The organism is Bacteroides sp. 90-K9/2, from assembly GCF_047310725.1.
GTDB lineage: Bacteria > Bacteroidota > Bacteroidia > Bacteroidales > Bacteroidaceae > Bacteroides > Bacteroides vicugnae.
This window is the reverse complement of record NZ_JBCGVL010000001.1, coordinates 475,892-502,832: the sequence shown is the minus strand read 5'-3', so window position 1 is coordinate 502,832 and position 26,941 is coordinate 475,892. Positions and strand designations below refer to the sequence as shown.

General features: G+C 39.3%; 17 protein-coding genes and 1 pseudogene. 1 reads left to right on the top strand and 17 read right to left on the bottom strand.

Annotation, left to right across the window (positions count from 1 at the left end; all coding sequences use genetic code 11):
- Positions 1–86: 86 nt before the first annotated feature.
- The 17 genes and pseudogenes from AAHJ11_RS01970 to AAHJ11_RS01890 all read right to left on the bottom strand — a co-directional run.
- A complete protein-coding gene (locus AAHJ11_RS01970) occupies positions 87–1,157 on the bottom strand; it encodes an SGNH/GDSL hydrolase family protein (protein WP_320974647.1) in 1,071 nt (356 codons plus the stop codon).
- Between the two features lie 18 nt (positions 1,158–1,175).
- Entirely contained in the window at positions 1,176–2,576 is a 1,401-nt protein-coding gene (locus AAHJ11_RS01965) for a DUF5009 domain-containing protein (protein WP_320974648.1), read from the bottom strand.
- 4 nt (positions 2,577–2,580) lie between these two features.
- Positions 2,581–4,032 (bottom strand): calcineurin-like phosphoesterase family protein, encoded by a 1,452-nt coding sequence (locus AAHJ11_RS01960; RefSeq protein WP_148367925.1) that lies wholly within the window; start codon positions 4,030–4,032, stop codon positions 2,581–2,583.
- 21 nt (positions 4,033–4,053) lie between these two features.
- The gene (locus AAHJ11_RS01955) at positions 4,054–6,237 is read right to left on the bottom strand and encodes an alpha-N-acetylglucosaminidase (protein WP_234133914.1); all 2,184 of its coding nucleotides are present in this window, start codon (positions 6,235–6,237) and stop codon (positions 4,054–4,056) included.
- A gap of 7 nt (positions 6,238–6,244) precedes the next feature.
- Positions 6,245–8,248 carry a glycoside hydrolase family 97 protein gene (locus AAHJ11_RS01950; RefSeq protein WP_149952313.1) on the bottom strand — a complete coding sequence of 668 codons (2,004 nt, stop codon included), beginning with the start codon at positions 8,246–8,248 and terminating at the stop codon, positions 6,245–6,247.
- 25 nt (positions 8,249–8,273) lie between these two features.
- Complete coding sequence (locus AAHJ11_RS01945; RefSeq protein WP_050428315.1) at positions 8,274–9,746, bottom strand: calcineurin-like phosphoesterase C-terminal domain-containing protein; 1,473 nt, start codon at positions 9,744–9,746, stop codon at positions 8,274–8,276.
- Entirely contained in the window at positions 9,743–11,131 is a 1,389-nt protein-coding gene (locus AAHJ11_RS01940; protein ID WP_148367922.1) for an SGNH/GDSL hydrolase family protein, read from the bottom strand. Before AAHJ11_RS01940 ends, AAHJ11_RS01945 begins: the two co-directional genes overlap by 4 nt.
- Before the next feature lie 12 nt (positions 11,132–11,143).
- Positions 11,144–13,117, bottom strand: coding sequence for a glycoside hydrolase family 97 protein (locus tag AAHJ11_RS01935; protein WP_148367921.1), 1,974 nt, complete (start codon positions 13,115–13,117; stop codon positions 11,144–11,146).
- A gap of 33 nt (positions 13,118–13,150) precedes the next feature.
- A complete protein-coding gene (locus AAHJ11_RS01930) occupies positions 13,151–14,449 on the bottom strand; it encodes a family 10 glycosylhydrolase (RefSeq protein ID WP_148367920.1) in 1,299 nt (432 codons plus the stop codon).
- Positions 14,450–14,567: 118 nt separating this feature from the next.
- Complete coding sequence (locus tag AAHJ11_RS01925) at positions 14,568–15,551, bottom strand: phosphodiester glycosidase family protein (protein ID WP_234133908.1); 984 nt, start codon at positions 15,549–15,551, stop codon at positions 14,568–14,570.
- A gap of 36 nt (positions 15,552–15,587) precedes the next feature.
- The gene (locus AAHJ11_RS01920) at positions 15,588–16,832 is read right to left on the bottom strand and encodes an alpha amylase family protein (protein WP_148367918.1); all 1,245 of its coding nucleotides are present in this window, start codon (positions 16,830–16,832) and stop codon (positions 15,588–15,590) included.
- A 29-nt stretch (positions 16,833–16,861) separates the two neighbouring features.
- Positions 16,862–18,160, bottom strand: a complete 1,299-nt coding sequence (locus AAHJ11_RS01915; protein ID WP_148367917.1) for a DUF5018 domain-containing protein — start codon at positions 18,158–18,160, stop codon at positions 16,862–16,864.
- Positions 18,161–18,173: 13 nt separating this feature from the next.
- Positions 18,174–18,431, bottom strand: coding sequence for a hypothetical protein (locus AAHJ11_RS01910; protein ID WP_413578999.1), 258 nt, complete (start codon positions 18,429–18,431; stop codon positions 18,174–18,176).
- A gap of 141 nt (positions 18,432–18,572) precedes the next feature.
- The gene (locus AAHJ11_RS01905) at positions 18,573–20,213 is read right to left on the bottom strand and encodes a RagB/SusD family nutrient uptake outer membrane protein (protein WP_148367915.1); all 1,641 of its coding nucleotides are present in this window, start codon (positions 20,211–20,213) and stop codon (positions 18,573–18,575) included.
- 14 nt (positions 20,214–20,227) lie between these two features.
- Positions 20,228–23,350: a SusC/RagA family TonB-linked outer membrane protein gene (locus AAHJ11_RS01900; RefSeq protein WP_148367914.1), complete on the bottom strand. Its 3,123-nt coding sequence runs from the start codon at positions 23,348–23,350 to the stop codon at positions 20,228–20,230.
- A 31-nt stretch (positions 23,351–23,381) separates the two neighbouring features.
- Entirely contained in the window at positions 23,382–24,557 is a 1,176-nt protein-coding gene (locus AAHJ11_RS01895; RefSeq protein WP_148367935.1) for an AGE family epimerase/isomerase, read from the bottom strand.
- A gap of 131 nt (positions 24,558–24,688) precedes the next feature.
- Positions 24,689–25,186, bottom strand: a pseudogene (locus AAHJ11_RS01890) (MFS transporter); the annotation flags it as partial.
- A gap of 80 nt (positions 25,187–25,266) precedes the next feature.
- Between AAHJ11_RS01890 and AAHJ11_RS01885 the strand changes: the two are divergent.
- Positions 25,267–26,901 (top strand): BNR-repeat neuraminidase N-terminal domain-containing protein, encoded by a 1,635-nt coding sequence (locus tag AAHJ11_RS01885; RefSeq protein ID WP_148367936.1) that lies wholly within the window; start codon positions 25,267–25,269, stop codon positions 26,899–26,901.
- Positions 26,902–26,941: the final 40 nt, after the last annotated feature.

Genomic DNA, 26,941 nt, shown 5'->3' with positions numbered 1-26,941 from the left:
ATTAAAATAGTGACGCTATGTCAACAGGATAGCGTTGCTATAAGCTTCATATAGCGACGCTATACCAAGCCGATAGCGACACTATTTTATTTGATTGCTTTTTTTATGATTGGACAGACAAGATCAGCATATCTCATCATGCCTAAATCAGTGAAATGAATACCATCAATTGTGGCTTCTCCATCTTCTCCCAGCATATTCTTTGAAGAGATTAAAATGATATTTTTCTCATTTTTCTTTTTTAGTCGGTTGAATATCTCCTTTAGCGTATCATTCTTTCTTTGTACCTCCTTAGCAATTCTTTCATCATAAAATGTATGGGTGAATATAGGATCTTCTATGAAAATAATAGGCGTATCCGGATGCTTACTACGAATGATGTGATAGAATGTCTCCATACGTTCTTTCATCTGTTCTACAGAAGCATTAGGCACAAAGTCCAAAACAAAAACACTGGCATCTACCTCGGCTATTACTTTGGCAACTTCTAAATCTAGCAATGCATTTCCACTGAATCCCAGATTGATACATTCACGATTTAATCTTCTTGATATAATGTTTGTATGTGCCATTCCGGGACGTGAAGCACAACCTCCTTGAAGAATACTGGTTCCATAAAATACAACCGGCTTCTGGCGAATTGGATAATCAATTAAAGGCTGATCGATAGTAGCTAACGAATCAATCCCTATAGATAGGGAAACCAAACCGTCATAGAGAGGAAGATAAAGCATATATTCTCTCTCTTCCGGTTGCATGTTAGCAATGATTATTGCTTGATTTATTTTTCCATTCGGACGACCACTGTTTACAAAACGCCACTCCCCATTCTTCTGAAGACAATAAAGGTCTAAGCCTTTTGCACCTGTATCAGTCATGTGATTCATATGAAAATTGATAAGAGCTTCCCATTTTGCAGCTATCGTGGTAGAATTACTGCGAAAACGTATCGCCATTCCGGCAGAATTACGACTTAAATTCCATAACGGAGCACGGGAAATATTCTTCAATGAATCCGGAAGTCTTTCATATCGTACTCCGGTGGCTTCGGTGGCTTTTCCTAATAGAGGGAACTTTGATGCATCATGATATACTAGTTGGGCATATATATGACACATCAAAAAAAGCATTATAAAAACACAAATTCTTCTTTTCATATTTTGAATATTATTGTTTCAAGTTCTCCAAAAGCATTTTATTCGGGTAAAGAACATAGTTACCAATACTGATAATGCCGTTAATACTACCCCTCGTAAAAATCCCATCCATGCATTCTCATTGAAATAAACAAGCAATGATGCAATTCCTAATAAATGGATTACAGGCATAATCAACAGATCTCCTACTACATAGGCCATCATGGGATTTTGTCCGGGCATTACAAGAAAACGGGTACTCTTTACACAACGAAAATAATCACATATCACATTTAAAAGCAATAAAGCCATAAATGCCAGACCTGAAGTGAGAAATAAATAACTCAAAGTGGCGGGATCTTTTTTTATACCTCCCTGAAAAGGTTCAAAGCATAATCCCAAAACAACTAAGAAAGCTCCGGCTGTAAAAAGTTCTCTCCAAAGCTTTATAAATCCTGTGCCCTTTCTCAATAAAAAGACTCCACTTATCAGCAACGGAATATTTATTATCAGGTTCAAGACTGTACAATGTGTATAAAGTCCTGCCAAATTTACAATAATTATAGCTAATGTCAAAAGAATCATTACGATAGCTTTCCATTTATTTGTAGATTCAACAGACGAATCATTGTGCTGCTTCAGCCACTCCATCAAATACTCTCCGGCGATGCTTCCCGGAATCACGATAAGGAGATATTGTAAATACTCAAAATGAAAAGCCCAAGGTAGAGGGGTGTAGGTGTATATAGCTTGTGTCCAGGAATTGTCAACCTGTCCACTTAACAACAAAGTCATCAATATTAGTAATACACCTATTCGTGCCCGGAGATTTTGCATTGTGAAAATATATATGACCGAACCAAAAACAGCCATATTTGCCAGCAGTAATATGATTATGTTGTTGAATGATACATCAAAAGTTCTTTCATTTGCATATTGAGTTGTCAGTAACAAGACAATGGCTATTACATAGGCCGTTACCTTGATAACTGTACGCATCCAATCTGGCATTTTCAGAGGGATGCGAATGAACATAGGAAATAGTATAATAAAACAAAGAATGGATAATAACCAAGCACGCACGTCTTGTGGATTACTTAAAACATGCGGATAAAAATGTTGAATAAAAATAGCAAAGAAAGTCAATTGCACACCTCGCTTGATAGCTTCATATACCAATCGTAACTTAGTATCCCCTTTCTCAAATCTTTTTTTGATCGAGAAAGGGAAAGCAGCACCCATTGCAAACAGGAAGAATGGAAAAACAAGATCCACCCAGGTGATTCCCGATAAACTGGCATCGAAAGCTCTGTCCGGAGGAGGAGTTTGTGCGTGATACATCCATCCGGGTAGAGAATTCCATGCAACAGTTGCCGAAAGCACCATCGTGATGATGGCATAACCTCGTAGGGCATCTAAAGCATAAGCACGTTTATTCATATATCTATGGATTGATTGTTTGAATATATTCTTTGCCAAAACGGTCGGTTACTTTAACCGTTATATGAGCATCTTTATTTTTAGGAGTTGCCCGAAACATATGTTGGGTAGGTCTTGGGGTAATCCATGTATATACCATCTTTTCCCGGTCCGAACATACTACTGATGCGTATGGATCTAAACCAGTATATCGTGTCATGTTTCCCATCAACTGACCGTCTTCCAGCCATTCCACTTTCCACAGTTTATCCCAGTTCCATACATTAGCAATAATATCTGACGGATGTTCCTTAGAAGCTCCTACAGGATAAGAACGAAATTGATGTTCTTTGGGATATCCGGAACTTTTGTAATACCATTTTACATCGTTATCATTTACTTCATATACGCCATAACCACGTGGAGTACCATCCAGACAAATATCCGCTTTCCACCACGTACCACAAACTGCAGCCGTATTATGTTCCATCAGATTCTCATCGAATACGACATTAAGATTGTAATGAGTATGTCCTGTGATAAGATGTGCTTTGTAGGGTTTCAACATCTGATGCAGTGCACCTGCGTTGACCATCTGATTACCAATCATATCATAGTTATACAAAAAAGCTTCTTGTTTTTCTGTTTGGCGGGAAGGGATATGCATAATGAAGAATACGAGTGCCCCTTTCGGTACGTATGATAAATCCTTATCAAGCCATGCAAATGTTTTCTCATCCAGATAACCCATATAGAAATAATCACGTCCGATAAAGAAATTATTGTCTACTACAATATAATGGGCATTTCCCTTATTAAAAGAATAGTAAGAAGGACCAAAAGTATCTTCAAAAGTCTTGTAGGAAGTTTCATGCGTGCGACCGTCATAATTCATATCATGATTGCCAACTACACGATAGATAGGTATATCCAGTTGATCGGCTCTTTTCAAATAATCGGGATATAATTCTTGATGATCGCCTACAATGTCTCCACAATCAATTCCAAAAACTTCTGTTGTTGCATAAGAAGAGAGAAGTTGTTTGCAATCGTCGACTACATGTTGATAAATAGCCAGTTCGTCTCTGGAAGTAACTTGTATATCAGATTGAGCTACAAAAACATGGGAAACATCATCTTTGGGATTCTTCTTCAGATTAAAATTATAGTTTTGCTTTTTAGAATAATCAATAGGTAGATAGAAAGAAGGGATAGTTCCTTTCCGGTCTGTCAGATAGCCTGAAGGAGTACAAATATATACAAAACGACTGTCTCCCAAAGTGGGGATACTATATTTCCCTGAAGCGTCGGTCTGCACACATATATGGCCGTCGGTAACCATTACTCCCCCCATTCCTTTACCTTCGCAGGTGACTTTACCTTTGATAATGTTGATAGAGGCTTCCGCCTGAACTGAAAGGTTCAGGCAGAAACACATTAAAAGAAATAAAAACAAGTGTAGTTTATTCGTTCTCATATTGAGGTATACTTTATAATTTTATCGAATGATTTCTTTTGCGTATTTTTTATAGATTTGGCGGGCTAGTTTTATTCCGTCACCGCCTTCGTTGTAGCTGATTCTGTTACTAGGATTTACCCATTCGTTTTCATAAATCCGTGATTGATTAAAGAATTCTTCTTCATCAAAATTCTTCTTCTTTTCAGCAGCCTCGATTACTTTATTTATAAAACGATCCCACCGAACAGAATAATATTGATTGGTTAGACCTGCCCATGATCGATTAGCATAGTCGGTCAGGTGATAGCTATCTCCCCAAATGGTAATCAGAGAACGGGCATTCATTTCATAATAGTTTTTAGAAGCGGTATCATGTCCCATATCACGAGCATCAGTGATCCATTTATGCAGTGAGAAAGTTGGATGACAGCTAACGAGTTTATCAAGGTCAGCAAGAATCTCTCTCATCTTATTCCCCCGGTTTTTCATCATCGGTATATCTCCCGCTTCATATGCAAGGGTGAACTCATCACGGACTACATTAAAATAATTCCCTAAAACTTGTCGTCCAATATTGACCAGATCAAACTCATAACTATCCCGTTGACAGTCTTTTACAGATAATAGCAATCTCCATGCTTCAACTAAATCTTTTGGTTGATATTCAATCGTTGGTTTGGTAGTCCAATGTCCATTTCCTTTCAAACAGGGGCGCGCATTGGTGAGTGTGCCTTGTCCCACTTGTGCTGGTTGGACGTACACTTTATTTGCTAGTATTTCCCATGCTTTTCTCGCTTCAGGAGATATCTTGCCAATTCGTCTGTCTGCCAGTTTAAAGAACCATTCTTTATCTGTCTGACCTCCATTCCATGCTTTGTCAAGAACAAATTCATACATAAACTGATTCAGGTCTATGCCTTCGAGAGTGGAACCTACTCCTTTAAGATTACTGCCGCCATTCTTTAAAGCATCTGCCAATCGTTCGCTCACCAAATTTACCGGACCTGACAGAAAGGAATTGCCACCAAAATTACCCAGATAACACCAAAGATAAGGTTGACCGAAATAACTGTCTGTCTGTTTCCAGATTTCTGTATATTCACAGAAATAGTCTAATAGAATCAACCTGTCTTGAGGCACAGAACGAAGATAGGATTTGATACGTGGAGTGGTCCAATGCTTGATGTCAGCATAAAACAGCCATGTCATCTGCAACCATACCGCTTCAGGATCTACAGCAGCTACAGATTCATAGATATGCTTAGCCATCATTCCCAAAGAATCGGCATCCCATGAAGGAGGATCTATTTCATTGAACGGATCGATGCCATAGATATGGTTTGTACCATATAAACGAGTCTGTTCGGTAAGATATTCTTTTTGTATGATCGCATACAAAGAATCCATGGGATTCAGGAAAGTACAACGATATTGATCGGCAAAACCTCCCCATTCGCTTACTCTGGTTGTTTTTATATTGGGATAAACCCGTTTCAATGCTGCCGGTACATGCCCGGCAAAAGCCGGCAATACAGGTCGCATATTAAATTCACGTTCACGGGCAACAATCTGTTCCTGCAACGCTGCCTGACTTGACAACCACTCTTTAGGTAAAGGACTTTGCCAGCCATCCAAGTTACACATTCGATGCCATGGAAGATGTGCAGGACCTGTAAAGTATCCCCGTATTTCTTCATCTGTCAATCCCAGTTTACTCCAGACTTTATACCAGATAGCTTCCTGACCGGTAATAGCAAGAGGCATATTGATTCCATTTAAAGCCATCCAGTCGATAAAATGTTCCCAATCACTCCATTTCCACCAAGTCATTGAATACCCGAACGTACAATAGTTTAGAAAGAAACGGGTCGGGACATTTGCCTTAATAGTGACTTCTGTTGATATGGAAGGGAGAGTTTTAGGTAATTCTATCGGATCATCCTTATACCATGAAATAGTGGTCAGACAGTAGTTTTTCAAATAATGATTCAAACCTACTGCCATAGAGTTAGCGTTATTTCCGGAAATAATAATTTTATTCCCTTCACTTTTGATGGTAAAAGTGTCTGCTGAAGTATTATTCAACAGACGGAAATCAAAAGATGAAGCCTGTTGAGGAAACAACCGTTGTGTCATTTTATACATGGTAGTGATATTAGCATCTTCCGCACGTATTTGGCAGACAACAACTAGAAAAAGGAGTATACTTAGTATTTTCTTCATAATCATATTACTGTTTGATAAAACGAATAGCACATCCACCGCTTGTTGCCAGTTTGACATGAAGCGTGTCAGAAGCTGTTACTATTTTCTCTTCATACTTGAAAGAAGTCGGATTCGTTTTCCATTCCGCATCGTCACCGTCAGCATATATTTGAGCAGTATACTTCGCATCCGCATCCAAAAAGCTCAAAGGAGCATCCAACTCTCTTGCATTTTCATCTGTGATGCAGCCTACATACCAATCGCTGGTGTTACGGTCTTTCCGCGCAAACACGGAATAATCACCAATTTTGGCATCTACCACATAAGTTTTATCCCAGTCGGTAGGTACATCCTTAATGAAATCGAACGCTTTGATGCCTTTGTAGTTTTCTGGTAAATCCGAGGCCATTTGTAAGGGGCTGTAGATCACGACAAATAGCGCTAATTGCTTGCAAAGTGTAGTATTGACACGAGTCCCCGGATATGCTTCGTTAGTAAAGTTGAAAGTTCCGAATGTGAAGTCCATGGGGCCGGCTAATCCTCTGGTAAAAGGAATAACAGTTGTATGTTCCGGCGGATTTCCTCCATCGGGAGACCATGCATTGTGTTCCTGTCCGCGCACGCCTTCCTGGGTCATAAGATTAGGCCATGTGCGCTCAATACCGGTAGGCATAACAGGCTCGTGGTTGTCAATAGCTATTTGATATTTGGCAGCAGTTTCTATCACTTTCCGATAGTGACGTACACCATACTGACCGTCGTGCGCTTCTTTAAAGTCCATTAGGCGATTCACATATCCGGTTTTCACGACATGCACTCCATATTGTTGATAGAAAGCGAAGGCTTTATCCAGTTGGTTCTCGTAGTTGCGGGTAGCAGCTGCAGTTTCATGGTGTCCAATCAGTTCTACGCCTTTCTCACGGGCATAATCAGTGATTGCCTTAATATCAAAATCCGGATAAGGTTTGGTGAAGTCTAAAGAATCCCCGTGTTTCATCCAGTTTCCTTCCCAGCCGACATTCCATCCTTCTACTAACACACCGGAGATACCATTTTCCGATGCAAAGTCTATATATTTCTTTGTATTAGCAGTGGTAGCACTGTGTTTGGGACCATAATACCATGTTCCTTTACCCAAATGCATTTCCCACCATATACCGATGTATTTCCCTGGCTTTATCCAGGAAGTATCTTTGATTTTGGAGGGTTCGTTGAGATTCAACATCAAATAAGATGTAACCAGATCACCCGGTTTATCACCAATAACAACTGTTCTCCAAGGGGTAACAAATGGAGCTTTGATGTATGCTGCAACCCCATTAGACCAAGGAACTAATGAAGCGCAGAGTGTGGCAGAATCCTTGACTGTCAGATTCATTTTGGGATAATCTGTCAGGTTAGCTTCGTGAATGGCAAGATACTTTCCTTCTGCAGTTTCCATTGTTAGAGGAGTGCGTACAGTATCCAGTTCATTTATGGAAGAGAATGTTGCTATACATTCATAATATGGATCGGATGCGGGAATCCACCAAGCTTTATGTATACGCGGCATTTTAAACTCTGTTGCTTCGCTCATAATAACTAATGAATCCATGGATTCCTGTTGCGGAAACTCATAACGATATCCGATACCATCATTAAAGAGACGGAATATTACATTAAGTTTACGTTTTCCTGCTACCTCTTGAAGTAGTACTTTCAATTCATTATAGTGGTTACGTACATATCGGCTCTCTCCCCAAGGTTGTTCCCAAGTTTCGTCCAAGGAGGAACGTTCGGTGCCTTTAATTACAAAATGGTTTAAGCTATCTCCATGTTCCAGGATAAACCCTAATTTAGAAGGGAGTATCATGGTTTCATTCTCTTTATTTACTGCGTATGATATTGTATTATCATTCTCTGTGACTGTTAGTTGTATCTTACCATCCGGGGACTTTAGTACCAGATTATCAGTTTGGTTACAAGCTGAAAGGAAGCTGGTGATTCCCACAATATAAAACACTTTTCTTAATGCAGTTAGTCGATTCATTTTCTTTCCTTTTTTATGTTTTTGCTTATTTAGGTTGCTGCATTTTACGGGTATATACATTACCGCAATGATCTGTAACTTCTACACGTATTTCGGAATCCTTCATTTCAGGAACCGCATAAAATAAGTGTTCAGTAATGTCTGCTCCCAAATACTTATGCTTAAATGTAGAACTGTTTTTATCACAGTATTCATAAATAGCAGGGTCGTATCCGGAAAAACGAGTCATTTCTCCTCTGTCAATACCGTTTTCATACCATTTCACTTTCCAGGTTGGGTCGTAATTCCAGACATTTGCCACCACTGCTTCCTTTTTATTTCGACTGGCACCTACCGGATAAAGTTCAAATTGATAGTCCTTATCTTTTCCTACACATTTGTAATACCAGTTAACTTTACCTCCGTCAAACTCGTAGACGGCATATCCGCCCGGAGTTCCATCACAAGCCCAGGGAGCTTGCCAAAACAATGTTGACAAGGGGGCGTGCACGTGTTCGTAAAGATTGTCTGCCAACACATAATTTTCATTATAGTGTTCATGTCCTGACATGATATGAGCATTGTAAGGTTTTAGCAACTCATACAAATGAGAGCGGTTATTCATTACTTTCATAGTAGACTCCTTTCCCCATTCCTTTCGGCGTGCTTCTCTTGAATAGGTAGGGATATGTGTAGCAACTACTACTGTGGATCCCGGAGTAACTTGTTTCAAATCCTGTTCTAACCACTGGAGTTGTTGTTCGGTAAGATAACCAACATACAAATAGCTTTTTGCAATAAAGAAAATATCATCGAGAACAACATAATGCACATTTCCTCTATTGAATGAATAGTAAGTGGGACCATAATAAGATTTATAAGTAGTACGTGCATGTTCATTGGAACGTACATTTAAATCTAAGTCATGATTTCCAATTACATAGAAAAAGGGAATTTCCGTTTCGGCTATTGCATCTATCATGGGCGCAAAATAGCTGGGCTTTTTATTGATGTCACCAATAATATCTCCACACACTATTCCATACGCAGGGATTCCCTGATAGCTAGTTGCCAACAGCTCTTTCACATCTTTTGAGGCCTCCCGTACTTGTGGCATTTCTTCGTCAAAATACACTTGTGGGTCAGCCCATACAACCAAAACATGCTTTTGGTTATTCGTAGATGATTGTGTCAACTCAAAATCAAAATGTACTTTCTTTGAAGGTTGAGCAGGTACTTTTTGAAAGAATACAGGGACTTTACCTTTCATCGGAACGTCATAACCATCAGGAAGGGTAATATAGATGTATTCTGCATCAGAGGTACTTGTCATGGAGTATCGTCCTTTATTATCTGTAAGGACAATCTGCGTACCATCTGTCACAGGTACGTTAGCAACTCCCTTACCTCCGGACAGTACTTTCCCGTAATAGACTACGGGAGTAGTTTCAGCCTGTACACTAAAACAGGAAAAACTCCATTGGAACAGGCATAAAAGTAATAATAGTCTTAATTTCATTCTTTAATCCTTTCTATTTTTATCAAACGCGTAAGAGGCTTGTTTATTTTATATATTTGAGTTATCAACTGGTCTATTTCAGCCTGCCAGGCTTCACGTATCTGTGGAAACATGGCTTGAGTATAATTGGTATATAAATACTTCACCAGGTAATGACTTTCCCGTTCCGCTTTGGCAACATCAAGAGCGGCTTTATTATCTGCAAAAAGTAATCCTCTATGCTTAAAAAAGACATACTGCATAGCCATATATTGACGTAAACGTTTTTCTATAGCACACCTTTCTTCATTCAGATGCATGATAGACAGACTCTGTTGGTATTGGGGTGTACATGTTATTTCTGCCAGATTAACTCCTTTACTCAATTCGTCGCCACTCCAACAGCCAATTTCTATTCCATCAATAGTTACCCGGAAAATGCCATGCAAATCAGTTACTTTCATTATTTCCTGGTTCATTTCCTGCATAAAGGGAATTTGTCTGATAGCATCTCGGGCTGTACCTTTCGTTCCCCAGCGAGGAATCGTGTCGATAGGGAAAGGCAATGAACGGGATAAATATCTGAAAGATATTGTGTCATTCTCATTCTTTATATGAGATATTCGGCAATTTCGCTCTTCCATTGCTTTCCTGTTAGTGGCATTGATTTGGAAAGAGGCGATTTCCTGTCCTGCAAGTCCCTGTGCTTTCAGGAATAAGTACGCCATTACCATATGACCGTCTTTATCAGGATGAATCCGGTCACCGCCACAGAAAGTAGCTGTAGAATCAGATAGCTGAATCTGCTTATTCAACCCGCACATCACAGTATTGAAATTGACAAATCCCCATCCTCTCTTTTGGGCAACTTCTGCCTGCATTTCAATAATTCGTTTGATCGTCTCATTCTTTCCGTGTAGAGCTTCTACTCCTTTCAATTTCACATTCTCATCATAGGGAGGAGAGCCTAGAAGTACTACGCTTTTTATTTTTTTGTCAGCAAGAATCTGCCGTTGCAGTTTTTCAAACTCTGTGTGAGCATACTCTACCTGCTGATTCGCATACTTATCATATCCGGGCTTATTATATCCGTCGAATCCGGAATCATTCATCCCGAAAGAACAGATCAGATAGGTCGGCTTTTTGATTTTAATATCTGAATCGAAACGATAAACCATGTGGCTCACACAATCACCACCGATTCCTCCATTATACATACGAAGAGGTAAATTGGGGAAGTGCGTCATGTAATACAGCCATATATAAGAATGATAATGCCCTCCTTCCGTTATACTATTTCCAAGAAAAACAATTCTGTCATTTGCTTTAAATGACGGAATTTGCTGCGCACGTACAGGAAACGATAAAATGCAACAGGTATATAATATAAATAGTATTTTCTTCATTACTAAACCTTTTTATTCAACCGGAGTAAGAATTGCTGCCCAACCGCCACCTTTAGCCATGATGATGTTAATTAGTTCATCTTTTGAAACCATTACCTCTTCTGTTTTAAAATCCGAGGCGTAAACATCTGCATTCACACCGTCTTTGAAAATTTCCATTTTATATTTGGATGCTTCAAGAAAATCCAGTTTCACTTCAATGTTACGGGCATTCCAGTCTGTTAAACCTGCCAAATACCAATTCTTACCATTCTTGCGGGCAATAACTAATTGTTCTCCGATTTTAGCTGTTATAGCTTTAGTATCTTCCCAAATGGTAGGTATACGGGAGATAAAAGAGGCAAATTCTGGAGCTTTATAATAATTTGAGGGAGAATCTGCTAACATTTGTAACGGGCTTTCATACACTACATATAAAGCTGCCTGATGGGCGCGTGTACCTAAACTGATCGGATGTACGAAATTGATGTAAAAGTCTTCTGCTGTTGCATTGTTTACTGCACCGGGAGTATAATCCATCGGACCGGCTACCATTCTTGTAAATGGAAGAATCAAGTCATGTACCGGATTAATATCTCTTGAATCCTTATCGTGCTCTAATCCCAGTACACCTTCAAAAGTCATCACATTGGGATATTTCTTCTGCAAACCGGAAGGTTTGAAAGATCCATGGAAATCAACGAGTAATTTACGGTCCATTGCGGCTTTTCCTACCCGTTCGTAGAAATTAACCATATATTGATCCGAACGTTGCATAAAATCTACTTTTATACCTTTGATTCCCCATTTTTCATAAACATCCAGAATTTCGTCCAATTCTTTATCAAGTGGGTTCCATAAGGTCCATAATACAAGACCAACATTTCTTTCCTTTCCATATCGTACCAGTTCCGGTATATCCAATCCGGGTATTGGCTCCTTAATATTCCAGGTTCCGGCTGACCATCCTTCATCTAATAAAATATATTCAATTCCGTATTTTGAAGCGAAATCAATGAAATATTTATAGGTATCAGTATTCACACCTGCCTTAAAATCTACCCCGTATACGTTCAGTGTACTCCACCAATCCCAAGAAATCTTTCCGGGTTTTATCCAGTCTGTGTCTTGAGTAACAGATGGAGAGGCTAATTGATACACTAAGTTATTTTCAATTACCGCTTTGTCGTCTTCGTTAATCATTAACACACGCCAAGGGAAAGTTCTTGTTCCTTCAGTTTCAGCAATGTAAGAGGCTTTCTCCAATAATACTTCGTCACGGTCGGCACCTTCCTTTAAGGCACTTTTTAAAACTACAGGAGGAAATTCACCGGACAGCGTGTTATTACGATCACCTGTCAAAAATAGATTGGGATAATCGAAAAGATCGGATTCCATAATAACAACTTTCGTTCCTTTAGGGGTAGAGAGATAAATGGGTAGATAGCCTTTCATATCCTTAGTGAGCGAGGAGATGTTTAATTCATCAAAAATGGCTTCGCAGTGTGTGAGATATTCTTGATTCTTTTCTCTTGGCCAATATAGCTTACACCCTTCAGTCCAGTTCTGTTCGATGGTTTCAGTATTAATAATAACTTTAGGTTGCTTTAATGAAGTCTCAAAACGATAAGCGGCTCCATTGTTATATACTCTGAAGACTATTGCGTAGTTACCTTTACAAGTCAGAGTTAACTGGTTATATTGATCTTTGATAATTCTTTGTTTAAGTGGAATGACAGCTGTTTGCTCCGAATTTACTTTGAGTGTTTTAGCTTTTATTACTTTCGGATTTACTCCCGGTTGTTCAGTCTGCCCTTCAATATCCATCTGCATCAGACTGGGATTTAGTATACGTTCACCATTGTAATCAATACTCCAACTTAATAGTTTTCCGGCTGTTACCGTCACCTTGATTTTTCCATCCGGTGAACTTACAGTGTAGTTTTTGGCTTGAATTACTATGCATGTGCATAAAATAATGTGTAATAATATAAGTACTCGTTTCATTTTATATATTATATTTTATTGAATATTCGCTATTTAAAGACTCTCTGCTCGTTGAATTCCTTCCTTAATGGCTGCCCACTGATTGAATTCTATTACTTGCACAATGTCAAACACCATTAATCCTTCGGATTGGGAAAGACAGACATAAACAGCATCTGCTATATTGTCCTTATGATTTAAAGCATACAAAGTGCCATAGACTTTACATGCTCCATGAACAATGCGTTGTGCACGCGCTATACCATATTCTATGGATTCGGGATCGTTCAATCCAAATATTTTGGTTAAATAAGTTCCACATAGAAAGGTGTCTAACAATCCGGCAAAACCTGTATTTTTATATTCAGGTGAAGCCCAACTGTATTCTTTGGAAAAATCGTATTCGGTGGATGCCCAATTTTGTCCTTGCCCATAAATAGCATGAATCCATGAGGCAGCCCAATATTCTAATTGAATATCCGGTTTAATGTTTTTAATTTCTGTGCGCACCCGTTCTACAAAATTACGTATGACCATAGAGCGGAACTCCCACCATTTCTTGTAATAAGTCCCTGTCCGTTTAGTGCCATCTGTATTCCAAATGAAAATATCATCCGGGAACCGATCTAATTGCTTTCCGATGTATTGTTCGAAAGCCGTTTTTGTTGCCTCCGAAAAATCACTTTCATCTCCCGGATAACGGCAATAGTCTAAGGCAAAACCATCAAAATTGTAATTTGTAACTAACTCTTTTATAAAATTCAGACAAAAGTCTTGTACTTCCGGTAAAACTGGGTTTAAAAAGGCGGAGACTTTTGTTTTATCGTCCTTAATATCTATCAAACCCTGATCTTTGGTATATTCCAAACAAGTTTTTCCATCCCATGTATCATCACGGTACGCCATACCATTTTTAGAAGAAGGTAGGCCTGCCGTAAATATAGTAGCAGAGACCGTAACTTTAAGTTCACGTTTATGAGCCTCATCAATAAAAAATTGAAGATAATCCCAATCTCTTTCGATATGTGTATCGGCAAGATCGGTCAATGGGGTTAAATAGGAACTTTTAAACAGGGCATCGCCTTGTACAGGACGCACATCGACTACAATTTTATTAAAACCTGTTGATCTGGCGAGATCAAGATAATATGTGATATTCTCTTTTGGGGAGAAACGTTCAAAATTTGCTTCTGCATCAAACCAGAGCATTTTTTCTTTTTCAGGAGTTGGTTCTTCCGGAATGACAGGAGTGGGAGGATTTGGCTCGGGAAGCTCTGATTCTACAGTCTTTGTAGAACAACTACTAAGTGATAGAAGAAAAAAGAAGAATAAAATGCTTGGAATGTATTTCATACTTTATTGTTTTTATTTCTCGACTTCAAGCTAGTATTTAGAAAAAATACAGCCTGAAATCGAGAATAATAAGAAAGCTAAATAAAATAAACTTGTTATCCTAAAGATCTTTCGACCGTTATTTTAAAGCTACTGCCGTAGTTATAGCACGTTGGGCACCAGCACTTGGCTTTATCACCGGTTGACCGTTGACCAACATACAAGTTGAACCACCACCATCAAGATTCATAGCATCTACACAACCTAAGCTCTTCAGGACATTAGCCATCATAGCCATATTCATACCTTTTACACCTTCCGTTACACTGCGGCCTTCACAAACAAAAAATATCACCTTATTATTGGCTGTTACTCCGATAGCGGTTCTTGGATGATAACTTTCGGGAGCAACTCCACTTTCTTCATCAAAAAGTTCTTCAATAAAAGTATTTCTCACACTTCCGTCTTTCAACAGGATCGGTCCACCTCCAATCGCCGTTTCTGCATTTAATTTCACGCCTCTCGTCGGAAAATAAGCCGAAGGTGCAGGTTGAGGCTCATAACCGGACTTATTGGGAGAAGGTTGTTCATAGGTATATGTCACACCATCAGTTGTTGTATAAGCCCAATCTGTGGAGAAATAGCCATTCTTTGACAGCTGAAAGATACCTCGTGTAGGATAATAACTCTTTTGAGAACGTATTTCCTCCTGCGAGTTCACAGCTAAGACCTCTCCTCCACGGCATAGCAGACTGACAGACTTACCGGCTCCCATTACAAAATATCCACCATTCATAATTATCGGATATTTTTGTTGTTCTGCTTGCCAGATTTGATTGGGAGTCTTAGAATATATCTGGTCTCCGATAGTTGCAAAATTTGCTTTTGACATATCCGCAACAGCAATAAAAGCTATGGCTTTCATGCCTTCCAGCTCTGACGGAGATTTGTATACACTTATGTATTCAGGTAATGTGCCAAACTCTGTTGTCTGTTTAACCCAACCTAATGTTGTCGGATCAGGATCCGGCATTACCACCTTTTCATTATCATCATCTGAACAACTTGTCGCAGACATGGCGGCAATCATGAAAAGAAGCCAATATTTTGATATATTTTTCATTATCATATCGATTTAATCGTAAATATTTATTTTTAGTTATCTCTGTGCTTCCGCACGTTCTATACCTTTTTGGATATCATCCCACAGATTCATTTCAATAACCTGTACTATGTCGAATATCATCAATCCTTCCGATTTCTCAAGACAAAGGCTTACTGCATCGGCTATATTGGTTTTATGATTTAAAGCATATATCGTTCCGAATACTTTGCAATCATTACCAACCAATCTCTGTGCACGGGCAATACCATACTCTATAGATTCCGGATCATCCATGCCGTAGATACGCTCTAAATACGTTCCACATAAGAAGGTATCCAGATAAGGTGCAAATCCTGATTCATTGTAGGCTTCCGATCCCCACGGATAATTTAATGAGAAATCAGATTTTGGACTGGCCCAATTCTGCCCTTGTCCATAAATACCATGAATCCAGGAAGCGGCCCAATACTCTAGTTCTACTTTATTATTGATAGAATGAATTTCTTTACGTACCTCTTTCACAAAACTAGTGATAACATTAGCCCGGAATGCCCACCATTCTTTATAATAAATACCAGGATTTTTCGTTCCATCGGCATTCCAAGTGAAAATATCGTCTGGAAAGTTCCGGACTTTTTTTCCTAAGTAATGTTCAAAAGCTTTACGACTGTCAGCAGAGAAGTCACTATCATCTCCTGGATATCGACAATAATCTAATGCATAAGCATCAACATCATAGTTTTTCACTATTTCACGAACAATACTTAAAGCAAATTTGCGGACATCTTTACGAACCGGATTTAAAAAAGCTCCTACTTTTTTCTTATCCTCTCTGATGTCAAGCATCTTTCCGTCAGGTGTATATTCCAAGCATGTTTTCCCATCCCAACGTGACTCATCATAGACCAGACCTTCGCGGGTAGCGGGATGTCCGGACGGAAACATTGCAGTGGAAACAGTGACTTTTAATCCTAACCGACGAGCTTCATTGATAAAATACTGCAGGTAATCCCAGTCACGATGAATTACTTTACCATTCACTGTTGTAAGTGGAGGTAGAATTTTACTTTTATACAGTACTTCCCCGTATATAGGTTTGACGTCTACTACTACTTGGTTGAATCCTACTGATTTGGCTTTTTCCAAATAGTAAGAAATAGAATCTTTAGAGGCAAAGCGTTCAAAATTAGCTTCTGCATCAAACCAAAGGTATTTAGGTTGTTCTTTGCCCCTGTTCCCGGCAAAGGAACAGGTAGCAAATAACAATAGAAAAAACGATATAATGCTTTTATTCAACATATTTCAATTCTATATAATTAGGAGTATGCCTATTTCTCGTATTTTGTAAGTTCATAACAACGAATACCTACACCATAACCGTAATAGAGATATAATGATTCTCCGTCATCACTTGGTGAACAAGTAGTCCAGATACAAGAGTTGGTAGTCCATGGCTCAATTGTTTCTGTGATAGGTAATGAATGATTACTAGACGGGTCTAGCAGATGCAGTCCAACCCAGCCCCAACCACAAGTTATGGTTGCTCCGTACCATCTGCCATTGAATGGAATACCTCTACCGGAAATAAGTACATGATTTCCCCAGCCAGCGTATCCTTTCTTATTCCACATGTCTATATATGGACCTGTGATGCTGCTAAATGCCCCTGCCGTATTTGCTTTATAACCGATTTCCGGTCCCATTACACCTCCGGCATTCACTGCGTCTATTACGTAAAATGGTGGGTTATCCGACACGCCGAGTACAGCCACAATCTGTCGCCAGTTACTATCATTACTGGGACGACCGGTAACCAAGGTTGAAGTGCCTGTATATGTACCATTCTCAAATTTGTAAACTGCATGTGTACCTACACCATCAGGTTTAGAATCATAAACATATCCCACTTTGTCAATATCACCGATTGCAGAAACTTTATTTGCTCCGGGAGTTACATTAGCAACCTTTTGTGGAGCTCCCTCAACAGTAGTCCATCTGTATAACCCTACATTTTTTACTACACCGATCAAATTACCGGCGTCATCATTGACTAACTGGCACAAAGAAGCGTCTATTCCTGTCACATTCAAAGTCTTATCTACTTTCTGCCCTGTATATTTATCATAGAAATTAAATTGGGTATCTATTATATAATTACCAAACACTGCACCGAAACCATCTTTGTCTTTATTAGATGGAGTGGGTACACTAATTTCCCATTTTTTGAAAAAATATTCAAAACCTTCTCCATCATTTACTTTTCCGCCATAAGTCCATTTTACGGTCCAGTCAGTGGTTGTGCCATCTTGCGCCTTCACTGTGTAATGTACATCTTTTGAAAAATCTTGAGGTACATCGGGGGTAGGTGTAACTGTTGCATATGGAGAGATAAAGAAAGAACAAGTAACTCCATTGAGTTTGCTCAAATCTAAGTCCGGAGTGATCTTAAATTCAATAATGTTACCATCCTTAACGGTACCCTGTTTATAATTACCCTCGCCCAATCTAACTTTGAATCCGGTTATATCAGTGTCAGAGTATAATGTTGGATCATCCGAGCATGCGGAAAATACAACCATTGTTGCCATGACAGCAACTTGAAGCCAATTATGATATTTTATTTTCATAACATCTACTTTTTTAGTTATTTGGGTGTTTAGCAATCAAAGTATACTCCTTTTGCGTTCCATCACCTGCTACAATAGTTAGTTTAAATGGAGTAGATAAATCTTTAGCACCAGTCAATGAAGGATAAGCAAATGCTGCTACAGGCAAATTGGCTGTTACATATAATTCGCTCAATTTCACTTTTGCCGGAAGTTCGAAAGTTATATTTCCATTCTCTGATATGAGCCCATCATAAGTAGTACCATCTTCCGGAGAATTAGCACGAACCATAATGGATATGATATCACAATCAAAATGATAATGGATATCATCATGCTTTTCACAAGAAGAAAAGGAAAAGCTAAATGCTATCATTAATATGATGTATGTAATTACTTTGAAATTTTTCATAACTATAATAATCTTTTAATATTACCAAGGAGCATTATTCTCACATAACGGATTATTCTGTAATTCATCTACAGGAATAGGTAGCAAGTAATAGCGTTCTGGAAAGAAGCGGTTTATATTGTCGTCACATGACACTTGTTCATAAGTATAAGAATTATCATCTTTTTTGGTTATTTTTGTTCCATGTGCCTGTTTTCCATCAATAACTTCGCCAGCCAAACGCCATCTGCGTAAATCCCAATAACGGAATCCTTCAAAGGCCAATTCACAAATACGTTCCTTACGTAATAGTTTCATAAATGAGTCTTTATCCGGTGCTTCTTGTGTTGTACGTTCCGGTAGGTCAACACGTCTTCTTACTTCATTGAGAGCTTCCAGGGCATCATCCTGATTTTTAGCATAATCCTGTTCTGCCAGAGCTTCAGCCAGATTTAACAAAACCTCCGCATAACGCATTTCAATCCAAAACTGATCGCTTCCCTTATCATCAAATTCGGTATTGTTTTCTTGTAGATATTTTCTGATGAAATATCCGGTAACAGTTTGTTTTTCTCCCGGATTCATGTTATCTCTGTAAGCTGCAAAACCGTTTTCTGCGTCTACATAGGTATAAATAGTCTTTTCTTTCCAAGTAGCCCCATTATATATAATGGATGCATAGAAACGAGGTTCACGACCTACATAAGGATCTTTGGCCATGGAGCCGCTCCACGAGAAAGGAGTTCCGTCAGCCATATCATAAGAATCAGCCAGCTCACTTGTCGGGACAGCTCTTCTTATCCCTTGTTTACCGTCAGGAGCAAAATAGCGATCGAAATAATGGGGCATATCCGGAATTTTGTATGCTATGGAGAAAATAATTTCTTTATTACCTGCCACTTTAAATACATCTTTATATTCATCCATTAAATCATACTTATTGAGCTTTTTAATCTCATCAGCAGCGGTAATAGCAATATCCCAACGTTTTGCAAAGAGTGCTGTACGACACATATAGGCATACGCTGCTCCTTTAGTCAAACGCCCATCCCATTTGCTGTCCCATTCTTCCGGAAGGTGTTTGGCTGCGAATTCCAAATCCTTCAGAACAAAATCCCATGATTCGGCTTCAGTTGCTCTTGCTTTTGCTTTTTCCCCTTCTGAATCAACTCCATTTGTTTCGTCACGAAGAATAACTCCTCCGAAAATTCTTATCATACGTGCATAATTCACAGCGCGAATAAAACGAATTTCAGCAATACGAGTATTGAGAAAATCTTCACTAAACTTACTTCCATAGATGCCAGCATCACGCAGAAATACATTTTCTCTAAATATGTCGGTATAAAGTCCCCACGATGACATCGGATTATTATCTGATGTTATTGTGTTTTGCTGCAATAGAATCTTGTTATGAGCACTCCATGTTTGTGGAACTCCATTTCCATACTTAACTAAATCTGTATATCCATCGGTTAAGGATAAAGAAGAAAAGTTGGATAAGCCATTGAGAGGCTTATATAAGTAAGTCACATACATATCTAAAGAAGATTCCGAGCTCCAGGCTACTGTTTCTGAATATGAGTCTGTAGGATCTTTCTCCAACAAATCATGGCACGAGGTTAGAAACTGTGACGTAAACATCAGCCCTATCCCTAATAGATATAATCTTTTTATTTTCATAATTATTGATTTAATTAGAATGTGATATTTAATCCAACACTATAATTCTTTTGTTGGGGATAATAACCATTATTTATAATAGCCATTTCAGGGTCGCAATATTTAAATTCTGTGAAAGTAAACAGATTGGTGCCTGCTACATATACACGAACGTTAGATAGTCCAATATTGGCTTTCGCAAGTATTTTTTTAGGAATTGTGTAACCAAACTGTAAATTCTTCAAACGCAGGAAATTACCATTTACTAACCACCAGGAAGAGGTATATGCATTATTTCCGTTATGAATGGCACTTAATCTGGGATAACGGGCGCTAGTATTTTCCGGTGTCCATGAATCTTCTACCAGATAATAAGGAGCATTTCCTCCCGAGTAGAATGGTCGTGTATAGACCGTATTGTCCATTGAACCATGATTATAAGTACCATTCAACGTATAACTAACAATAGCAGCTCCTTGCCATAATGCACTCAAATTGAACCCTTTCCAGTTGAAGTCCATAGACAGAGAGTAGTTTAACTCTGGCAAAGTGCTGTGACCGATTTTAACTTTATCCCCATCCTGCGTAATTTTACCATCTCCATTGATATCCTCATACATGATATCACCTAAACGTTGAACTCCATTACCAACAAAAGGACGGTTATCCAATTGCTCTTGTGTTTGATATAAGCCTATAGCTTTATAGCCATAAATTTGTCCTAAAGGTTCACCTATGTTTGTCCGGTACCAAGGAGTACTTTCACTTTCAATCCGCGACAGAACTTTATTTCTAGCCCACGCTACACTACCGGTTATACTATAGTAAAAATCATTAACGTGGTTTTGGTGCTTCAATACCAATTCAAAACCGCGATTGTCGATCTTACCCGTATTTCCTTTTTGAGCATAATTTCCACCTAATGAAGGAGGGAAACCACCACTCCGGCTTTCTTGTATATCTTTTGTCAGCTTATAAAATAAATCGAATTCTACTCCCAATAATCCATTCCACATTGTCAGGTCAGCACCAATATTGTAACTGCGGGTAGTAGACCAGGTTAAGCTGGAAGTAATAGAGTTGGATGCACCTAATCCTGCATAAGGAACTCCTCCGAATATGTAGGCATTCTTCTCTACGTTAAAAATACTTCTATGTAAAAAAGCATCTGTATTATCACTTCCTAATTCACCGACAGAAGCACGCAGTTTTAATAGGTTGATAGAAGAAAAATTGTTTTTTATGAAATTTTCTTCAGAGATTACCCATCCCAAAGATACAGAAGGGAAGAATCCCCATCTTCTATCTTTTGCGAATTTATAGGATCCATCTACACGGAAAGCAAATTCAGCAAGGTATCTTTTATCGAAAATATAATTGAAACGTCCTACATAACCAATGGTAGCTTTATCGCTGTGACTACCTGTAGGATTGGATATAAATTCAGTACCTAATGAAAGATCAACCGGATCATTAAAATTATAACCACCCATCTTTCCTGTCATTGTAGAACCTTTCAATTGCGTCTGTTCATATAAGAAAAGGGCTGAAACTGCATGCTTGCCAAAGGTATTAGCATACTCCACACTTGGGCGGACCATAAATCTTCTGAAAGAAGATGCGGATTTTGTGTAATTACCTTTCTCGCTTGTAGAAGAGGCACGCATTAAATTATATGATTTAGAATCTGCACTATAAGCATTAACATTGTATCCTACCAAGAAACCGTTATCTTCCGAATAACTAGTATCATAAACTAAACCTAGAGAAGCTTTCAACCCTTTTATCCAAGGAAAGGCATAACTGATTTTCATTGTACCATCAAACTCATGTCTTTGGTTTTTCTGAAATCCGCTATTCCTTAAAGTAGCGAGTGGACTCTGTGTGTTGGAACTACCGGGACCAATCCAAGCTGTATATTCTCCTTGATAATAAATAGGAATAATAGGGGCTGAATAAACAGCCTGCTGAATGGGGTTTTGTTCAGCTTGTGCGCTTGTACTAATTCCGGGCCAGTTCTTTTCTTCATAAAAGCCAGAAATATTAAGTTCGAACGTTAAATCTTTGGTAATATTACCTTCTACGTTAGAACGGACATTGTAACGATCATAATTCACATTTTCGATGATGCCGGATTGATCCAACATACCTATACTGGTGAAGAAACGGATATTCTTGTTACCACCGGAAGCAGAAATATTATGTTGATGTGTGAAGCCATAATCCTTAAAAACTTCTTTCGTCCAGTTTGTATTTCCATATTTACCTTCCGGATCATAGTTATTAGCCACTTTCGTCTGAATATCAGCTCCATAATATGGTCCGTTGCCATCAAGTTCACTCGCCTTATTATACCAATAAATATAGTCAGGACCATTTAGCATTTCAGGCATAGCTGTATTTTTCTGGAAAGTAACAGAACCGTCATACGAAAGAGTTACTTTACCTTCAGTACCTTTCTTGGTTGTTACCAGGATTACTCCATTTGCCGCTGCCAAACCATAAACGGATGCTGTAGCTGCATCTTTCAAAATAGATATGTTTTCTACATCATTAGGATTTACAGTATTCAACATACGTTCAACACCATCCACTAATATCAGAGGACTAGAATCTAAAAAAGTACCTAAACCACGGATGTTGATAGATGTCTGGTCGTTTCCGGGAAGACCGGAACGTTGAACACTCGTTACCCCCGGTAACTTGCCTGTCATCATATTAGAAAGGTTAGCTTGAGGAGCCATCATCAACTCTTTAGAGCCTACTTGAGAAACGGAACCTATTAAGAATTTCTTTTTTTGAGTTCCATACCCCACCACTACAACTTCATCCAATGCTTGTGCATCTTCTTGAAGTCTAATAGTAATTTCTGAACGACCATGTAAAGCAACCTCTTGAGTCTGGTACCCGACAAAGGAAACTACTAAAGTCGATTTTAAATCCAGTACATTTAGGCTAAACTGTCCGTCAATATTGGTAATAGTACCGTTGGACGAATTCCCTTTTACACTAACAGTAGCACCGACAAGCGGCTCATTGTTTGAGTCATACACTGTCCCTTTCACGTTCGTGTTTTTTTGAGCATGAACGTTTAAGAAAGAAAGCGAACAGATGAATAAGGCTATAAACCTTATACTCCATGTGATTTGTTTCTCCATATTAAATATTAATGTTAATAAAACAAGATAGTTATTTATAATTCATCAAATCTTCTAATGTTTTCCAGCACTGATACAGTCCTCTTGGTACATGGAAGCATCCTTTCCATTTTCCACCTTTGAGTGGTAGCAATACTTCTCCTCTTCGGTTCAAGTAGCCATACCATTCAGGATATTCTTTATCCTTGAAATGCTCCCAAGTGTAGTCGTGTACCTTTTCAAACCATTCCAGACACCGTTTATCTCCCGTCAGTTGATAGCCTTTCAGCAAAGAAATAAGTGTCTCGATATGCACCCACCAGAGCTTCTGATCCCATTCCAGTTGTTGGGGAGGACAACCGTTACGATCCATAAAATAGTAGATACCCCCATATTGCTTGTCCCAGCCATAATTAAGCATCGTGAGAGTAGTCTCTTTGGCTTTCTCTATCAATTCAGGACGATTCAAACGCTTGCCCAGATCCATAATAAACCACATAGCTTCAATGGCATGCCCCGGAGTTACCTGACGGCCTTCAAAACAATCGACCAGATTACCGTCTATGTCCACGTTTTCAACAATGATACCTCCGAGTTCGGGACGATAGAAAACTTCCATCACTTCATGGATACAAGTATCCATTGTTTCCCGCAGATACGTTTCATCCAATAAATGCTCTATCTCCAGTGCCAGGTTACAGAGGATCATTGGCAAGGCAAAGTTCTTCAGATTACGGGTACCCGGATGAAGCTTATTCCATTTCCCTTTCGGATTATCTACTTTGGAAAGGATAATGTCGAAAGTTTTCTTGGCAATGTCAGCATATTCCTGATTACCGGTTGCAAGGCTTAACTGTCCGAAAGCCATGGCAGCGAATGTATATGAAAAGATATTGTACGGTTCTACCAATGGTCTACCCGAACGATCAAGGGAAAAATACCAGTTATAGTTACCATCATGTCCGTATTTTTTTAGAAATTCACCACCTTGAACGGCACAATCCAGCCATTCCTTGCGTTTTTCCACTTTATTGTAAAGCATGGAGAACATCCACACTTCACGACATTGCAGCCAGATGAACTTATCCGTATCGAACACTTTTCCTTCACGGTCCAGACAGGTGAAGTAACCACCATACTCGTGATCTTGGGAGTGTTCAAGCCAGAAAGGGAGGACACTGTCCAGAAGTTCATTCTTGTACAGACTTGCCAGTTTCTCGAAATCCATACTATTATTTCCATTATAGATTGGTATGGGCAATTCAGCAGTGAAAGAAATGTCCGCTGAATGACCAATGTTGTTCTTACTATCCATATTTATAAGATGTTAGTTTATTGTTATTAAGGTCTGTTTTATATTTATTCCGAACGGGTCCAATATCTTTCAATCTCCTCCAGTGACTTCCCGGTAGTCTCCGGCACGAGTTTCCAGACAATCAGCATATACGGCACGCACATGAGGGCGAACAGGAAGAATGTTCCGGCGGGGGTAAGGTTCTGGAGCATCCAGGGGGTCAACTGTCCGATTAGGTACGTTCCGATCCAGAGAGCGAATCCTGCTATCGACATGGCCAGTCCGCGAACCTTGGTGGGATACATCTCCGAGAGGAGCACGAACACCACAGCGCAGATAGACACGGCACAACAGAATACATAGAACAGGAAGAAAATAAGCAGGAAGAGGCTGGATACTCCCAGGGAATCTCCGAAGAGGAAGTACAGGCCGATGAGAATCAGAGAAACAACCATTCCCGAAACTCCGTAATAAACTAGCTTCTTGCGGCCTACCTTATCAATGATGACAAGAGCCAGAACGGTGGTCAAGGTGTTGACTAGTCCTACCAGAACTTGGTAAAATGAAAGTTAACTGTTTGCATAGCTGTATTATGGTAGAAAAGTTTTATCTTTATCGCGTTAAACTAACTAATACCCCCATTATGAGAAGAATTTTTTATTTACTTTTCCTTGTCTTATTAGGCTATTCTTTTGACGTAAAAGCTTCAGACACAGTGTTTATTCATGAAACACAAATCCCGGTTTTGATAGAGCGGCAGGACAATGTTCTGTTCTATATCCGGTTGGATGTAAAGGAAAGCAAGATGCTCGATGAAGTAGTTTTAGATTTCAGTAAAAGTACCAATTTAGCGGATGTTCAGGCAATCAAACTCTATTATGGAGGAACAGAGGCCTTACAAGATCAAAACAAAAATCGCTTTGCCCCTGTAGAGTACATATCCAGCCATCGACCGGGTGCGACATTGGCGGCTAATCCTTCCTATTCCATAAAATGTGCAGAGGTCGGACCATCAGAAAAAGTCGTATTAAGAGGTAATTACAATTTATTTCCAGGTGTCAACTTTTTTTGGATCAGTTTGCAGATGAAAACAGATGCCTCTTTGCATACTAAAGTAGTCTCTGATTTACGTGCTGTAAAAGTGGACGGGAAAGAACTCTATTGTAAATCTATTTCTCCGAAGAATGTTACTCACCGGATGGCAGTCGGAGTCCGTCATGCCGGTAATGATGGTTCTGCTTCCTTCCGTATTCCCGGATTGGTGACAACCAATAAAGGAACATTATTGGGAGTGTACGATGTCCGATATAATAGTAGTGTCGATTTACAGGAATATGTAGATGTGGGTTTGAGTCGTAGCACTGACGGAGGGAAGAGCTGGGAGAAAATGCGTCTTCCGCTTTCATTTGGTGAGTACGGTGGTTTACCTAAAGCACAGAATGGGGTAGGAGATCCCTCTATTTTGGTAGATACCCAAACGAATACCGTCTGGGTGGTTGCCGCATGGACCCATGGTATGGGTAATCAACGTGCCTGGTGGAGCTCCCATCCGGGAATGGATATAAACCATACCGCACAGCTGGTATTGGCAAAGAGTACAGACGATGGTAAAACCTGGTCGAAACCGATCAATATAACAGAACAGGTAAAAGATCCCTCCTGGTATTTTCTGCTTCAAGGTCCCGGACGAGGAATAACGATGAGCGACGGTACATTAGTCTTTCCAACACAGTTTATCGACTCTACCCGTATCCCGAATGCAGGAATCATGTATAGTAAAGATCGGGGAAAAACATGGAAAATGCATCATCCGGCACGGACTAATACGACGGAAGCACAAGTTGCTGAAATAGAACCGGGAGTATTAATGCTGAATATGCGTGATAATAGAGGAGGAAGCCGTGCTGTCGCCCTAACCAAAGATTTGGGAAAAACCTGGACAGAACATCCGTCTTCACGTAAGGCACTTCAGGAACCGGTATGTATGGCCAGCTTGATTCATGTCGATGCCAAGGACAACGTTTTGAATAAAGACCTCCTGTTGTTTTCAAATCCGGATACGACTAAAGGGCGCAATCATATAACAATAAAAGCAAGTCTGGATAAAGGACTTACCTGGTTGCCCGAACATCAAATCATGCTCGACGAAGCAGAAGGATGGGGATATAGTTGCCTGACGATGATTGATAAAGAGACAATCGGTATTCTATATGAGAGCAGTGTGGCACACATGACTTTTCAGACGGTGAAATTAACAGATTTGTTAGGAGTGAAATGAAAGATATAATAGCGGTTAAACTATCTGATATGATAAAAGA